Annotated in this window: 12 protein-coding genes and 1 riboswitch; of the genes, 4 read left to right on the top strand and 8 right to left on the bottom strand. The window is 36.7% G+C overall.

What is annotated here, in order from left to right; all coding sequences use genetic code 11:
• The first annotated feature begins 27 nt into the window (after positions 1-27).
• Complete coding sequence (locus tag HCX49_RS09695; protein ID WP_021188098.1) at positions 28-414, top strand: response regulator; 387 nt, start codon at positions 28-30, stop codon at positions 412-414.
• Between the two features lie 150 nt (positions 415-564).
• Here HCX49_RS09695 and HCX49_RS09690 read toward each other — a convergent pair whose 3' ends face one another.
• Complete coding sequence (locus tag HCX49_RS09690) at positions 565-1,473, bottom strand: diacylglycerol/lipid kinase family protein (protein ID WP_168126917.1); 909 nt, start codon at positions 1,471-1,473, stop codon at positions 565-567.
• 83 nt (positions 1,474-1,556) lie between these two features.
• Here HCX49_RS09690 and surE point away from each other — a divergent pair, with 83 nt between their 5' ends.
• Both surE and HCX49_RS09680 read left to right on the top strand, forming a co-directional pair.
• Positions 1,557-2,285, top strand: a complete 729-nt coding sequence (gene surE / locus HCX49_RS09685) for a 5'/3'-nucleotidase SurE (RefSeq protein ID WP_168126916.1) — start codon at positions 1,557-1,559, stop codon at positions 2,283-2,285.
• Positions 2,286-2,349: 64 nt separating this feature from the next.
• Positions 2,350-2,532 carry a hypothetical protein gene (locus tag HCX49_RS09680; RefSeq protein ID WP_206368353.1) on the top strand — a complete coding sequence of 61 codons (183 nt, stop codon included), beginning with the start codon at positions 2,350-2,352 and terminating at the stop codon, positions 2,530-2,532.
• 41 nt (positions 2,533-2,573) lie between these two features.
• Here HCX49_RS09680 and HCX49_RS09675 read toward each other — a convergent pair whose 3' ends face one another.
• The 4 genes from HCX49_RS09675 to HCX49_RS09660 all read right to left on the bottom strand — a co-directional run bounded on the left by HCX49_RS09675 (position 2,574) and on the right by HCX49_RS09660 (position 7,100).
• The gene (locus HCX49_RS09675) at positions 2,574-3,035 is read right to left on the bottom strand and encodes a ferritin-like domain-containing protein (protein WP_132773835.1); all 462 of its coding nucleotides are present in this window, start codon (positions 3,033-3,035) and stop codon (positions 2,574-2,576) included.
• A 284-nt stretch (positions 3,036-3,319) separates the two neighbouring features.
• A complete protein-coding gene (locus tag HCX49_RS09670) occupies positions 3,320-5,617 on the bottom strand; it encodes a multicopper oxidase family protein (protein ID WP_168126914.1) in 2,298 nt (765 codons plus the stop codon).
• A 141-nt stretch (positions 5,618-5,758) separates the two neighbouring features.
• Complete coding sequence (locus HCX49_RS09665) at positions 5,759-6,619, bottom strand: DUF3347 domain-containing protein (RefSeq protein ID WP_168126913.1); 861 nt, start codon at positions 6,617-6,619, stop codon at positions 5,759-5,761.
• A gap of 91 nt (positions 6,620-6,710) precedes the next feature.
• Positions 6,711-7,100: a hypothetical protein gene (locus tag HCX49_RS09660; protein WP_021188103.1), complete on the bottom strand. Its 390-nt coding sequence runs from the start codon at positions 7,098-7,100 to the stop codon at positions 6,711-6,713.
• Positions 7,101-7,481: 381 nt separating this feature from the next.
• Here HCX49_RS09660 and HCX49_RS09655 point away from each other — a divergent pair, with 381 nt between their 5' ends.
• Complete coding sequence (locus tag HCX49_RS09655) at positions 7,482-8,207, top strand: hypothetical protein (protein WP_168126912.1); 726 nt, start codon at positions 7,482-7,484, stop codon at positions 8,205-8,207.
• Positions 8,208-8,279: 72 nt separating this feature from the next.
• Here the strand turns inward: HCX49_RS09655 and HCX49_RS09650 are convergent, their stop codons facing one another.
• Genes HCX49_RS09650 through HCX49_RS09640 form a run of 3 tightly spaced genes read right to left on the bottom strand, consistent with a single transcriptional unit; the run spans position 8,280 to position 14,015 of the window.
• Entirely contained in the window at positions 8,280-9,692 is a 1,413-nt protein-coding gene (locus HCX49_RS09650; RefSeq protein ID WP_206368351.1) for an efflux transporter outer membrane subunit, read from the bottom strand.
• Positions 9,692-12,847, bottom strand: coding sequence for an efflux RND transporter permease subunit (locus HCX49_RS09645; protein WP_021188105.1), 3,156 nt, complete (start codon positions 12,845-12,847; stop codon positions 9,692-9,694). The genes HCX49_RS09650 and HCX49_RS09645 overlap by 1 nt, the downstream gene beginning before the upstream one ends.
• A 19-nt stretch (positions 12,848-12,866) precedes the next feature.
• The gene (locus HCX49_RS09640; protein ID WP_021188106.1) at positions 12,867-14,015 is read right to left on the bottom strand and encodes an efflux RND transporter periplasmic adaptor subunit; all 1,149 of its coding nucleotides are present in this window, start codon (positions 14,013-14,015) and stop codon (positions 12,867-12,869) included.
• Positions 14,016-14,468: 453 nt separating this feature from the next.
• Positions 14,469-14,562, top strand: a riboswitch (TPP riboswitch).
• The last annotated feature ends 28 nt before the right edge of the window (positions 14,563-14,590 follow it).

Below are 14,590 nucleotides of genomic sequence, written 5' to 3'. Positions count from 1 at the left end.
TAACGTTTTCCTATACTTTGATTTACGATGAAAGATAAGACTATATTGCTCTTTGATGATGATGTGAATATACTGGAGGTTTGCACCATTATTTTGGAAAATTATGGATATCAGGTGGCTACATCTGAGACATCACATGATATTATTGAAAAAGTAACGGCTGTTAAACCTGATGTTATTTTAATGGATAACTGGATTCCTGAAATTGGCGGAATCAAGGCTACTCAACTTGTAAAACAGCATCCGGATTTTAATCATATTCCTGTTATATATGTTTCTGCGAATAATGATATTCAGCTATTAGCAGAAGAAGCGGGTGCTGACAGTTATCTCGAGAAACCGTTTAATTTGGACGATCTTGAAAATGCCGTTAAATCTATGTTGAACTTAGCGAAATCAGATTTAAATGTTTAAATGAATGGCTTATTCAATATGAATTAAAAAAGGATCCTGCTTGTTCAGGATCCTTTTTTAGTTCAACTCTATATTTTTTAAAACATTTATTTATCATTCATTAATTTTTATCTCCTGCGAGTTGTAAAGGATTCTAAAATAAATGTTTATCTATGATTGCGGAACAAGAAACTCAAGGACGTTTTCTCTTACTTCCAATATTGCAACATTCTTGAGCGGCAGTACCAGTTCGTCATCTATATGCATGTAGGTACTCTCACAATCAATGGTAAGCTGTTTAGCTTCAAATTTTTTATAGTCAAATGTAACTTCTTCTCCGTTTAATCTTTTCTTAATAAAAGCAGCGAAATCTGATCTTTGTGCCTCATCTACATATACGACATTGAAAAGACCATCATCTGTCACCGCTTCTGGTGATAATATTAGATTAGGACCCACGGATTGAATGTTCATAATTTCAAGTAACAAGCATTTGCCTTCGTAGATTTTATCATCGGCTTTTATCCAAAATTTTTCAGCTTTAGCAGTCGTAATAATTTCATGAAGGACTTCTAAAGCTAATTTTAGTTCATCTTTTGCGGTGTCAACTTTACTTTTATCAACGGATTCCATTTTCTGGATTAGGTGTGGAAAAACACCATATCCAGCGCCCTCTAAGAAGAAATCTGTCGTATCAGCATTTTTAATCACCCCTACATCAAAACGCTGTCGCTTACTGTTTTTCCAGTTTTTGATATGATCTAGATTTTTTTTGGTACTGTCAATCCCCAATGCTATGGACAGATTATTAGCAGTCCCCATCGGTAATATGGTGATAGGGATTTTCTTTTCAAGTGAATTTCTTTTCACCAATTCCTTAACGACTCCTCTTACGGTTCCATCGCCACCGGCTATTACAGCAAAATCTGCTTGATCTATTTGATGAATCCATTGATCTCCATTTTTTACCGAAAAGTATACACAAGCATAACCTTCCTGTTCAATTAATGTTATTAAATCAGATTTTAAATGATCCTCATCGCCTGCGCCCGGATTGTGTAATAAGATTGCTTGTTCCATAGATTTAATTTATATAACAACATTTAGCTTATCCATTTGTTGTTATTTATATAAAATATTTATTTGCAGAAACGATAGAAACTATGAGAATTTTAATAACAAATGACGACGGTATTTATAGTCCAGGTATTGCATCTCTAGCAAAAGTGGCTCGGAAATTTGGACAGGTAAAATTAGTGGCACCAGATGTTGAGCAGTCTTCGATGGGACATGCAGTCACACATTCTAGACCATTGAGTTATAAAAAATCTCCGATTGTATTTGAAGATGTGGAGGCTTATCGCGTAAACGGAACTCCAGCAGACTGCGTTGCCATGGGCATACATTTATGGAATGATGTTGATGTGGTTTTATCAGGAATTAATATGGGACCTAATCTAGGTAATTCGATGTGGCATTCGGGAACTTTGGCGGCCGCCAAACAGGCCGTCTTGTTTGGTATTAAAGGTATCGCACTGAGTACACCCGTGGGAAAAACAGAACCTGACTTTGAAGCGCTAGAACCCTTTGTAGAGCAAACATTGGCGCTTCTGTTGGCGGATAAGGAATTGGCTCTTTATAACGTTAATTTTCCTGAAAAGCCAACAGAAATCATCTGGACGAGACAGTCTGTGCGATTATATGATGGTACAATTATACCCGGAACGGACCCATTGGGACGAAAGCACTATTGGTTTACGGTATCTCCACTAGAGCCAGCTGATGAAGGTACAGACAGATGGGCTGTGGAGCATGATATGGTATCTATTACGCCATTGCGATTAGATTTGACGGATGAAGCAACGCTTTTGAAAAGGCTTGGAGAAAAATAGGTAATATTATTATCAATCGCGCTATTTATTTAAATGCTGATGTACATTAAATATATAAATGAAAATGAGAAATTTAAATATTGCTTTAATACTGATTATGAATGCCGTTTTCTTTTCGTCTTGTGGCGAGAATATGAAAAATAATTCCGATCTAAATAATACGCTAGATACAGTTCATCAGCAATTAAAAGGTCTTCCCCTCAATAATCTTGATCGGGAGAATCCTACAGATACCGTAGGTCATTAATAGACTTAAAGAAGCTTTGTTCGTTTTATCTAATGCAACGCTTAATCTGCTTCATCTCTGAGGGTGCGAATCTGATCGTGTGCCTTTTTTTGCTTTTCTGCATGATTTCGAATCATAGTGACGATAGCTATAGGAAGATCTGGGGCTTCTTTTAAAGCCTTTTCATACTCTTTTTTACTTGCGTCTTCACCACGTTCACATTCTTCGAGAATCTGTTTACGATCATGACCACTTAATGTTGCTTTCAGATCTAACCAGAAGCGATGCAATTTACCGGAGATGCGCGGGGGAATTGTTGGAGCTTCGCCATCGACAACGGTAAATGGAGCAAGCTCGGAGTTGAACAGGATGGTTTCTTGGATATAATCTTCGAATAGTGAACGTAAGTCATTATCACGATTTGTTTTTAGGTTTTCTAATGCTAAGGTATAGCCTTCGATTCTGTCGTTGTTAATCTGAATCAAATCTATTAAAATTCCTGCGGTTACAGTATCTGTATACATAATTTACTTTTTAGAAATACAACTATTAGAGGAACAAACTGATCCCTTAAAAAGTTTTTCGTTGAGTTTAATGCTCTTATTTGCTGATATTTTTCTAAAACAAAAATAAAAGATACAGAGTATTTGTCAAGATGCGTTAAGCCGGGGGATTACTGATAAAGTAACTATAAATCTTTAACGAAAAGGGTCTAATGAAAATTAGACCCTTTATCTATACGTTCAGCTGTACCGTATTTTTTGTTTCCTCATTAACGATACAGCATATTATGTGAAATAAATCAGTTTTAATAGTTTAATGATAAACCGAATCCCCAGCCCATATCACTATCGTAATGCGTACGTATACCCATATTTTTATTGATTACATATGTCAGGTCACCCATATATTCTAGATCTGTGTTGACCATAAAACCACCTCTTAATCTGGGTGAAATAGGAATGTCTTCGCGCATTAATTGTAAGCGTACTATTCCGTCATGATATACTTCAGCTTGAAAATTTACGAGCATAGGGAGCGTATACATAAATCCGGCACTGACAGCCCTTCTGACATCTTTCTTATTAACCTGTCCAAAGATGTTTTTTTCATGCTCGTCTTCACCCATTCTTCTATATCTCCAATCAAAACCTACAAATGGCATAAACCATTGCATTTTTCCGATGTATCGGCCTAAATGGGTCTCTACTTCATATCCATGCATATCATTATAGCCCAATCGCCATTCTGTTCCTAATGACCATCTGGCATTTTGTATCATTGCACCACCGTCATTACCGTTAGTCGCGAAATCATTTTGCACCATGAAGTGGGCCATATTACTTTCTTTCTGTAACGCTTTATAGGCCTTTTCTTTGTCTGGGAGTAACGGATTTTTATAATCGCCAACTTCAAACACTCTATTCATGCCCGCCATCATGTGGTATAAAATATGGCAATGGAAAAACCAGTCCCCCTCTTCGTTAGCTAAAAACTCAATAGTATCGACTTCCATGGGCATGACATCAATAACATTTTTCAGCGGTGCATTTTCTTTTTTACCGTTGATTACTCTAAAATCAAACCCATGCAGATGTATTGGGTGTCTCATCATGGAGTTATTGTAGAGGGTGATGCGTAATATTTCACCTTTCTTTACCGGAATTTTATCACTTTCAGCCAACACTTTATTGTCCATACTCCAGACATATCTGTTCATATTTCCGGTTAAGGTAAATTTAATATCTCTTACCGGCGCCTCTTTTGGCAGGGTGGTATTATAAGGAGATTTGAGCATTGCATAATTTAGCGTTACAATATCTGCTAAAGCATTGGCATTATACCGATCTTTATCATCGGTCATTTTATGGGAGCCATGTTGACTATGATCCTCTTTCTTTGTTTTGTCACCAGATTCTTTTTTTGTCTTATCACCAGATATTTCAGGATACATAACTACGTTCATATCCATTTGGTTCAGGCTCATCTTCATGCCCATATCATCCAGATCCCCGTTCATTTTCATCATGTCATTCATCATCTTCATGCCTTCAAAATATTTAAGGCGAGGTAATGGAGATATAAGCTGTTTTTTCCCGTTTCCTACAAAGTAACTTGTTGATTTTGTTCTATCTTCTGTAGTGGCCATGAATTCATACGAAGTGCCTTCATTAGGGATTGTGAGTACAATATCATAAGTTTCAGATACTGCAATCATTAATCGATCTACTTCTACAGGTTCTACATCGTTACCATCATTGGCTACAACGGTTATTTTACCTCCTGCATAACGAAGCCAAAAATAGGATGATGCACCACCATTTGATATGCGAAGACGAACTTTGTCTCCTGCTTTCAAAGTCTTATTATCTATTTTTTCTAGATTGGAGAACTCGTTCCCGTTCATTAAAACCTTATCGTAGTACACATCACTTACATCCATAGCCATCATACGTTTCCATTCATTTTTGACTTTAGTTTTAAAGTGACCTTCTTTAATAGCCTCGGCATAAGATTGGGTAGCACCTTTTTTGATGGCGGCCCAATCATTCGCATTATGCAGCATTCTATGTATGTTATCCGGATTTAGGTCTGTCCATTCACTTAATATAATTGGTATAGTAGGTAAATCGTCAATTCCTTTTCTGAAAGTTTTATCATCACTTCTTTTTTTCAGGATGAGACTGCCGTACATACCGATCTGTTCCTGTAAACCCGAATGGGAGTGATACCAATGTGTACCATGTTGGATAATAGGAAAGCGATAGGTATATGTTGTATTGGGTTTTATCGGTTCTTGGGTAAGATGGGGTACTCCATCCTCTTTATTAGGCAAAAATATGCCGTGCCAGTGTAAAGATGTATTTTCTTTTAGTTGGTTATGCACCACAATTTCGGCAGTATCACCTTCTGTAAATGTAAGAGTGGGCATAGGAATTTGTCCGTTAACCGAAATTGCCCGTTTTTCTTTCCCTGTAAAATTGACAATGGTATCTCGAACATACAGGTCATATTTGACAACTTTTTGTGCAAACGCAGTTGTTGCACAAATGAGCATAATCAATGTCTGTAACGCTTTTATAGATACATGCTTAGCTATATACATTGTTTATTTATTTTTTAGTGGAAGTTATTCCTGATGTTTTAACCAGTGAATAAGTATTTTTGTTTTTTCTGCATTTAATAGTTACATATAGCATATAAGAATATGATATACGTTGTCTATCTTATTTTAGAACTGTATTTATTAATTCAACGTTTCCACTGTGCTACCACAAGTCAACATTTTAGAACCAAAGTATGGGTTTTTGATGTCACTATCTTTACTCAACCAATGTGCACCTTTTCCTGCGTTAAACATCGGACAGTGCTGGTAGTAAATAGGACTCTCCAATTTAGATACTTTTGCTAGATCATAAATTGTTTTGGAAACATTTGCAAATAATTCACGTTGTTTTGGAACGGATTTAGATTTGGAAATACTTTCTACATGAGCAGTTAAGTCACTGATTCCTTTCATCCATACATCATGTTCTTTAGAAGATAGTGTATTCATATCTACTGCTTTAACAGTCGAAAGTAAGACAGTTGCTTGGGTGGAGGTAGCTGCCGCGTCAGTCTTTATTAAAGCATCTTTGACCGAAAAATAGCTATCAACAACTGCCTGCAATGGATTTTTGCTTTTTGTGGTAGCATCATGCGTTGCATGATTGGACATCTCATTATGATCTTTCAGCAGCATGGCATCAGTTTTGGTGCCAGTCTTTAATTCTCTTGTATATTGGCAACATTCAGGAAGCTTTATATATACATCCGCAGGAGCTAGAAAATCTTCGCTGTCATAACCTGCTAAGGCAATACGCTTTAAGATTTCTTCTCTACTCGTTTTTTGAGTATCATAACTGATTATAGCTTTTTTTGTATCAACATTCCATTCTACCTGAGCGACATTTTTGCTATTTCCTGCTTTTTCAATGGTTTTTTTACACATGTCACATTCTCCATAGATATTGACGGTTTCAGTTTTTGTATTATTAATTTGGGCATATGTATTTATAGATGATAATAATACAGTGATTACTACCAATATTTTTGATGTAGATTTCATGATTTTAATAATTAAAATAATATAAATTAAGGATTTTCAAAAGCTGATTATAGCTTTTGATAAGACGTACTTTGGGCATTAAGGGCCCTTTTTAACCTATTTTGGGAGGTAACCAGATGTTTGAAAATTCCGAATAATAATTATTTTGCTGAAATCCGAATTTTTGTTTGGCAACAAAAGAAAATTCTTTCAGATTTATATCAAATGGAATGGTTAAGAAAACGGAACAAGAAGAAGAGAGGCATCTACATGTTACATGATCGCACTTGCTATGGTTGCAGTCTCCGTGATCAGCTTTTTTAGAAGTATTATCTGAACAGGTATTATTTGTTTTTGAATGGGTAGTGTGCTGTTCGTGCGCAGTTGAAGTATGTTGCTTTTTAGTACTATCCTTTTCACAGGAATAGCCCGTACTTGGCAACAATAAAAAGCCAAGACAGATTAACAAGATAATACCAATATGAGTCTTCAAATTCTTCAATATTACAAATTTATAAATTAATTGTATTATTTAGCGATATGATGGTAATTTTTATTTTCTGTAATAGCTATGGTATCATTTTAAATGTTTACATATAATTACTGCTAGCTTCTTCAGCCATGGAAATTTTACATTGAACAATATTAAAAACAGAAAATTATAAGTTGATATTTGTATTGTTTTTTAATCTCTTAAAAACTATTAAAAAAATTGATGCCTGAAATATCTGGTTTCTAGATTTATTCTGATCTCATTATCTAACCAACCTACTTTACTAAAACAACTTTATCAGTTATGTGTTTAATCTTAAACATCTGATCTGCAATGGTTCGTGTTTTGTTTTTTTTAATAAATTAAGTTGAACAACCTAAAGATCACGTTATGCAGTTTGCTACTCTGACCAGATCCATCCTGTTAGACCTGCAGTCAAAAGGATATAATATATTAACCTCTAAGAATAGGATTGATGATGAGAACCCTACCTGGTATCCGATCAGTGTGCCCAATGTATGGGATTATCTGCTACAGCTAGATAGTAAAACAAATGTATTGAGTTTTCAGGAACCGGCTGTCCTTGTTATTGAAGATGCTTTGTTAAATGCGGAAGATGAGCAGCTTGATGGGGAGGTATTTATTGAGGATGATCATTATTTAAGACTGAACCAACGGCTTCACATCTATAATCAATATTATCAATTTGTAGCCAATCCGGAAGTTTATGATTTTTCATTCGACCCGCAAAGATTGATTATCCGTAATTATGCGCTGCATACTGGGGATCATAGTATGTATCTGGACTATCTGCAATTACATTATCCTGAACATGTTGCTGTAGGAATGAATGATTTGGAGTCTTTGACTCGATCTTTAATCTGTCTTGATGCTACTCAAGCACATAAGTGGTTTATGATGCACAATGTCGCAGTCGTAGAATCTGATATTTGGGTCTGTGATGAAGATGCTATTTTAAAAGTATTGGCTGTTCGGGGAGATGATTATACCTGGCATATTTCTGGTGATACTGACGAATTAATCTACAATCTTATTGCGCCACAAGATGTCTTGCCTATGCATGATCTGTTTTGGATTGATACAAGGGTAAGATAGGGGATATTATGCTATCAAAAAAAAAAGGATCGATTGTATGTCGATCCTTTTTTTTTGATATGCTATGATTATTTATTCTGTTCCTCCACCCAATGCACGATAAAGATCTGTTGAAGCATCAAATTGTTCTTTTTGAATCGAAATGGCCTCTAGATCATTTTGAAGGGAGTTATTCTGTGCAGTGATAACTTCAAGATATGTTGCCATTCCACTTCTATACAGCAACATTGCATCACTAACAGCCTTTTGCAATGCCGTTTTTTTCTGTTCTATCAGTGTAATACGTTGGCTTGCGTACTCTCTTTTTGCTAAAGCATCAGATACCTCACTCACAGCAGTCATGACTGCCAGACGAAATTGTTCGGCAGATTTTTCCTGTTCGATTTTTGCTATTTCATAAGCTGTTTTTAACTTCTTATTTTGAAAAATAGGTTGGGTAATGTTACCAGCAATATTCTTTACTAATGAACCAGGTAAATCAAACCAATTTTCAAATTGGAATGAATTTGTTCCAATAGAAGGAGTTAATCTCAAAGAAGGATACATCTGAGCCTTTGCAAGACCAGTACCTGCGTTAGCAACTACCACAGCATATTCTGCAGCTCTAACATCAGGACGTCTACTGAGCATATCGGCAGGAACACCTATTGGAAAGCTTTTCACAAAGGGTGTCGTATCCATTGTATTTGCTCGTGATATGCTATCTGGAAAAGACCCACAAAGAATACTCAGTACATTCTCTTGTAGTGCGATGTTTTGCTTAGCAAGGGGTACCAATAATTCAGCAGTTTTCTTCTGGGCTTCAGCTTGATCCACCGCCAGTGAATTGGTTTGCGCAGACTCGAACTGAAGTTTTATGATGTGCAAAGTCGTATCGCTCAAAGCAATGTTTCGCGAAGCAACTTTAAGTTGCTCATCCAAAGTAATCAAATTGTAATAAGCCTGTGCGACTTGACTTACAATACGTGTTCGCAATGCTGATAAATTTTCACGTTGCATGAAGAAGCTTGCTCTTGCAGATTCTTTTTGCAACGCAACTTTCCCCCATATATCCGCTTCCCAAGAAATATTAAGAGAAGCAGAATAATCGTCCATGTGTTGATTTCCTGTAAACTGCTCACTCAAAGAACCGTTCAAAGAGCTTTTTGATAGGTAGTTTCGTGCAGCAGATATCGAAAGATCAGCTGTTGGAAGAAGTCCCAGTTTTGCCTGTTTATAGGAAAGATCCAGCTGACGGAGACTCATCATAGCGATCGATATATCCTTGTTCTTATCAAGTGCCTTATCGATCAAAGCCGTCAAATAAGTATCTTTAAAGAAAGTTTTATAGGGCAAACTAATGGTATCACCTGTCACCTCAACCGTATTCCTATAACTTTGTGGAGTCTCCAACTCTGGACGACTATATTTTTTGTTTACAGAACATGAGGACAACAAAGTTGCCACTCCAATACCGTAAATTATATTATTTATAGATAATGCCATTATTCAACACTTTGAATTTTTTGATTTTTATTTTTACCCGATACCTTTTCCTGAAGATATTGAAAGAGTATATAAAGGATCGGTATGACAAACACACCTAATATTACGCCTGAAAGCATCCCTATTGCGGCGCCCGTACTGATCGATCTATTACCCATTGCAGATCCGCCCGTAGCAAACATTAATGGAATCATACCAGCAATAAAAGCTAGAGATGTCATGATAATAGGACGTAATCTTGATTTTGCACCCTCAATGGCAGACTCTACAATAGAATAACCTGCAGCTCGCCGTTGTACGGCAAATTCAATAATTAAGATTGCATTTTTAGCTAATAATCCCACAAGCATAATCAATCCTACCTGTACATAAATATTATTATCCAATCCGATGGCTTTAATCGATGCAAATGCACCAATAATACCTGTTGGAATAGATAGCAATACTGCAAGTGGTAAAAGGTAACTCTCATACTGTGCCGCTAATAAAAAGTAAACGAATAGGAGACACAACGATAAGATAACTAACGTTTGATTTCCTGCTGACTTTTCCTCTAAACTTAAGCCAGTCCATTCGTAACCGTAGTCTGACGGCAACTTGCTTAATACATTTTTTTCCAGATTATCCATGATTTCTCCGTTACTGGCGCCGGGTAGAGGCACTACACTAATGGTCAGCGCATTGAATAAGTTGTATCTACTTAAGGATTCTGGACCATACGCCTTATGTAGTGTAACCAGTGATTTCACAGGAACCATTTGATTTTGGTCATTACGGACAAATATTTCATTAAACGAATTTTCGTCTGTTCTGAATATTCCATCAGCTTTTACGTTGACACGGTAGAATTTACCAAATCGTGTAAAGTTCATGGATTGATCACCTGCGAAATAGGTCTGGATTACGTTCATCATGTTACTGATTTCGACACCCATTTGTTGCGCTTTATCCTCATCAACTTCAAGTTCAAGTTGGGGGAAATCGGTACGGAATGTTGTATAAGCAAATTGTACCCCTGGTTGTTGCATAATTTGTCCGATAACCTCATCGGACATCTTTTTCAGTTTTTCTGGCGATTTTCCACTTTTATCCTGTAATACGATTTCGGCACCGCTTGTAACCCCATATCCGTCTATTGGAGGGCTTCTAAAGGCCATTATAGTTGCTTCTTTAACAGTTGCAAACTTTGCTGTTAGATTTCCTAAAATCACATCAATATCTTTCTCCGCACCACGATCTTTCTTATCTTTCAACTTGATAAAACCCATAGCATATGCTGGACTGGCACTATTTGATAGAATGTTGAAGCCTGTAATAATGGTACTATTCTGTACTGATTCTTCTTTTTCCAACATATCATCTATACGTGCAGCAGCGGCAGTTGTCCGATCTAAGGCGGTACCCGGAGGCATACTTAAACTGAAGATAATAAATGAATCATCTTCCATCGGAACAAAGCTTTTTGGTGTACTGATCATCATCCAGCCTGCTAGTGCAGTAATCACAATAACTAAACCTGCACCGATCCACTTTTTAACAATTAAGAACCGTAATCCTTTGATATATTTACCTGTTAAATTCTCAAATCCAGCATTAAATGCAGTAAAGAATCGTTTTCCAAATCCTTTCTTTTCGACTTCTCCATGATGACCCTCGGCATGATTATTTTTCAATAATAAGGCACAAAGGGCAGGAGTAAGGGTTAACGCATTAACCGCCGATATAATAATTGCAATCGCCAATGTATAGGCAAACTGCTTATAAAAAATACCTGCAGAACCTGTCATAAATCCGATCGGTATAAATACCGCAGACATAACTAAAGTAATCGATACAACTGCACCCGTGATCTCACCCATAGCACTATGAGTTGCCTCTTTTCCGGTCATGTTTGTGCCTTCCATTTTACTATGGACGGCTTCGACGACCACGATGGCATCATCGACGACGATACCGATTGCAAGTACAAGTGCAAAGAGTGTCAGTACGTTTATTGTGAAACCAAAAGCAAGCAGAAAGAAAAATGTTCCTATGATCGCTACCGGTACAGCAATTGCAGGTATAATAGTCGATCTAAAGTCCTGTAAAAACAAGAATACGACGATAAATACCAGAATAAATGCTTCAATCAAAGTAGATTTCACCTGGCCTGTTGCTTCGTCCAAACGCTCTTTTGTACTCATCAAACTGGTATAGTCTACGCCAGGAGGAAAGTTTTTGGAAGCACTCTTTAATACATCGCGTACACCGATTTCGATGTCATTTGCATTAGATCCTGTAGTTTGCAGAATTGCAACAGTAACTGAGTTTTTACCGCTCATAGTTGTATTTCCACTATAACTAAGAGAACCAAATTCTATACGAGCTACATCTTTTAAGCGTACCAAAAGCTCACCATCACGTTTAACAACGATATTTTCATATTCATGAGGTTGGCTTTTTTTACCTTTATAACGCATTACGTACTCCAGTGCAGCATTCGATTCTTCACCCAATTTACCGGGTGCCACCTCTAAACTTTGAGTGCCGATGGCTCTACTTACATCTGCAGGTTCTAAACCATAAGAAGCCATTTTCTGCGGATTGAGCCAAACACGCATTGAATAGTCCTTTAAACCAAAAACCTGTGCCTGACCTACACCGGGTACACGTTTAATCTGTGGTATGACATTGATGTTGACATAGTTTTGAAGAAACAACTCATCATATTTTTCATTATCATCCGTATACACGTTGAAGATCATGATCATACTGTTCTGTTGTTTTGAGGTCGTAAGCCCCATCCGGATTACTTCCTCTGGAAGTATCGGCGTTGCTTGCTGTACTCTGTTTTGCACGTTTACAGCGGCCTGATCAGGATTGACACCTTGTTTGAAGATAATGGAAATGGAAAAAGAACCATCATTACTTGCAGTAGACTTGATATACTGCATGTTTTCCACACCATTGATCTGCTCTTCCAGTGGTGTTACCACTGAGCGGATCACGGCCTCACTGTTCCCACCAGGATAACTCCCCGAAACCATTACGGTGGGTGGAGATATATCTGGAAATCTTGTTACAGGAAGTCTTAATAATCCTATAACACCCAATATTAATAGCACAACCGAAATAACGGTGGCCATTACTGGTCTATCTATAATCTTTTTTAACATGTTGATACTCGTCTAAAAATTAATTTTTTAATGAGTCTTGACTGATTACTTTAGGTTGAACTACAATTCCTTCTGTTAATTGGTCAATACTATTTACGGCTATTTTATCGCCCGCTTTTACGCCGGATTTGATGATATAATCTGCACCTGTTCTACCATTTATTTCAATAGGTTTCATTGCCACTTTATTGCTGTCAGCGAGGACATAAACAAAAAATTTGTCTTGAATATCTTTCACTGCTGCCATAGGTAGCTTGATTGCACTGTTCAGACTTTTAGTTAAAACCACTCGCGCTGCACCTCCTGAGCGTAAAATTTTATCTGGATTTGAAAATACCGCTTTTAGTGATATCGTTCCTGTGTTACGATCAATGTTACCACTTGCAATTTCAACCTGACCTTTTTGATTATATTTGTTACCGTCGGCCATGATAATCTCTACCGTGTTCATTCCGGCATCTGTTTTTCTATCATTCATAAAAGCAATAAATTTTGCTTCATTGAGGTTGAAGTAAACAAATACCTGATCGATTTCAGATAAACTTGTCAATGGATTGACATCAGAAGGTGTGACCAAATTTCCGACCCTACTCGGAATACGGCCTATATATCCACTTACTGGTGCTTTGATAATTGCGAAGGCAGCGTTTAACTGTGAAGAGCTCACTGCTGATTTGGCTTGTGCCACTTGAGCACTTGCTGCATCATATTGCGCTTGTGCAGTTTTTAGCTGTAGGTCTGAAACAACCTTTCCCTGAACTAGAGGTCTTATTTTTTCTAATTCAATCTGTGCATTTGCCTGTGCAGCTAGTGCCGATTGTAACGAAGCTTTACTGTTATTCACCTGCTCATTGAAGACATCACTTTTAATTTTAAAAAGTGATTGCCCCTTTTGTACATATTGTCCTTCCTTCACATATGTCACTTCTAGGTAACCGGAAACTTGTGCTCTAATATCGACATTGACTGTTCCCTCTATGGTACCAGGATAAGTTTCTACAATCGTAGTCGGAGACTCTTTTAGCTCAATGAAATCAGCAGGAACAGCTTGTTGTTCATACGATCCATCTTGTTTTTGTCCGCCACATGAAATAAATAATAAACCGAAAGCAAATACGGCTGTATATAGATTGAAATTGTTTGTTGCTTTGAATTCTTGCTTTACCATTTTTTTATGATTAAAATTTCAAATACAAATAACAGAAGATTAGATGGTTTAAGAAAGAAATAATTGACTGAACTGGTGAAAATAGCTTCTGAACCGAAATAGTGATCTACTGAATCATCACGATGTAAATTGGTAAGTATAGCCGATTGTTTTTGTTTTAATACGATAAAATTAGAATTAAGTCTAGTAACAATTAGGATGTTAAATTTAAAATTATCGAGAGCAACAGCTATATTATTTTTATTTCATGTAACAGCAGTTTTGTAATTTATTGCTTTCTGTTGATGGAATTTTTTGTGATCAGAATGGTTTTTAATGTCAAAACAATCAATGTGTTGTGTTTTTTTACAATTATGTCATGTGATTTTTTATAGATAAACTCAACATAATAATTATTATTTCAAAATGTCAATGTTCATGCGATGGGAATGAATGTTTATATTTTATATCTTTGTTATGCTTTAGGGGTATTCTAAAAAAGAATTGAGAGAGTCCCTTTGAACCTGACACGGCTAATACCGACGTAGGGAAAAGCAATACAGTACACCTGTGCTGTTTTGTATGTGGTTTTTTCC

This window comes from Sphingobacterium sp. B16(2022), from assembly GCF_012030425.1.
Lineage (GTDB): Bacteria > Bacteroidota > Bacteroidia > Sphingobacteriales > Sphingobacteriaceae > Sphingobacterium > Sphingobacterium anhuiense.
The sequence above is the reverse complement of the archived record's forward strand: the minus strand, read 5'-3'. Positions and strand labels throughout refer to the sequence as shown.

Coding starts and splice junctions, on each gene's coding strand:
- HCX49_RS09640 (WP_021188106.1), bottom strand. CDS start 14,015: ATGGTAAAGCAAGAATTCAAAGCAACAAACAATTTCAATCTATATACA.
- HCX49_RS09665 (WP_168126913.1), bottom strand. CDS start 6,619: ATGAAATCTACATCAAAAATATTGGTAGTAATCACTGTATTATTATCA.
- HCX49_RS09690 (WP_168126917.1), bottom strand. CDS start 1,473: ATGGAACAAGCAATCTTATTACACAATCCGGGCGCAGGCGATGAGGAT.
- HCX49_RS09650 (WP_206368351.1), bottom strand. CDS start 9,692: ATGGCATTATCTATAAATAATATAATTTACGGTATTGGAGTGGCAACT.
- HCX49_RS09655 (WP_168126912.1), top strand. CDS start 7,482: ATGCAGTTTGCTACTCTGACCAGATCCATCCTGTTAGACCTGCAGTCA.
- HCX49_RS09675 (WP_132773835.1), bottom strand. CDS start 3,035: ATGTATACAGATACTGTAACCGCAGGAATTTTAATAGATTTGATTCAG.
- HCX49_RS09645 (WP_021188105.1), bottom strand. CDS start 12,847: ATGTTAAAAAAGATTATAGATAGACCAGTAATGGCCACCGTTATTTCG.
- HCX49_RS09680 (WP_206368353.1), top strand. CDS start 2,350: ATGAGAAATTTAAATATTGCTTTAATACTGATTATGAATGCCGTTTTC.
- HCX49_RS09695 (WP_021188098.1), top strand. CDS start 28: ATGAAAGATAAGACTATATTGCTCTTTGATGATGATGTGAATATACTG.
- HCX49_RS09670 (WP_168126914.1), bottom strand. CDS start 5,617: ATGTATATAGCTAAGCATGTATCTATAAAAGCGTTACAGACATTGATT.
- surE (WP_168126916.1), top strand. CDS start 1,557: ATGAGAATTTTAATAACAAATGACGACGGTATTTATAGTCCAGGTATT.